At 72.5% G+C, this 928-nt stretch carries 1 protein-coding gene; it reads left to right on the plus strand.

Annotation, left to right across the window (positions count from 1 at the left end):
* On the plus strand, positions 1-918 hold a 918-nt coding region (locus AB0442_RS28675; protein ID WP_366166405.1), incomplete at its 5' end, for a WD40 repeat domain-containing protein.
* Between the last annotated feature and the right edge of the window lie 10 nt (positions 919-928).

Consider the following 928-nt stretch of genomic DNA (forward strand, 5'->3'; position numbering starts at 1 on the left):
CACGACAGCCCAGTGGATGCGGTGGTGGCGTTCGCAGGCCCGAATGGCCAGCCGCTGCTAGCCACCGGCAGCAGCGACGGCGTGGTGCGGGTGTGGGATCCGTTGGCGGATGTCCAGGTGGGCGAGCCGCTCAGGCACACCAGCCCGGTGAGTGCGGTGGTGGCGTTCACGGGTGCGGATGGCCAGCCGTTGTTGGCCATCGGCAGCAGCGACGGCGTGGTGCGGGTGTGGGATCCGTTGGCGGGTGTCCAGGTGGGCGAGCCGCTCAGGCACACCAGCCCGGTGAGTGCGGTGGTGGCGTTCACCGGCCCCGACGGCCGACCCTTGCTGGTTACCGGAAGTTTCGACGGCGTGGTCCGGGTGTGGGACCCGCTGGCGGGCATCCAGATCGGCGAGCCGCTGCGCGGGCACGACAGCCCGATGGATGCGGTGGTGGCGTTCGCAGACCCGGATGGCCAGCCGCTGCTGGCCATCGGCGGCTTCGACGGTGCGGTGCGGGTGTGGGATCCAGTGGCGGATGCCCAGGTCGGCGAGTCACTTGGGCGCGGTGGCCCGGTGACCGCGGTGGTGGCGTTCACGGGCCCGGGCGACCGGCCGCTGCTGGCCATCGGCAGCTCGGACGGCACGGTGCGCGTGTGGGATCCGCTGGCGGGTGCCCAGGTCGGCGAGCCGCTGCGCGGGCACGACAGCCCGATGGATGCGGTGGTGGCGTTCACGGGCCCGGGCGACCGGCCGCTGCTGGCCATCGGCAGCTCGGACGGCACGGTGCGTGTATGGGATCCGCTGGCGGGTGCCCAGGTCGGCGAGCCGCTGCGCGGGCACGACAGCTCAGTCAGGGCTGCGTCGTTCTCGCGATGTGTCGGTTTTGATCAGGTGATGCGGAGGGTGGCGAGGGGGCGGTTGGGGTCGCGGGCGTGATGGCGAAGGC

It is taken from the genome of Kitasatospora sp. NPDC085895, assembly GCF_040702125.1.
In the GTDB taxonomy this organism is placed as follows: domain Bacteria; phylum Actinomycetota; class Actinomycetes; order Streptomycetales; family Streptomycetaceae; genus Kitasatospora; species Kitasatospora arboriphila.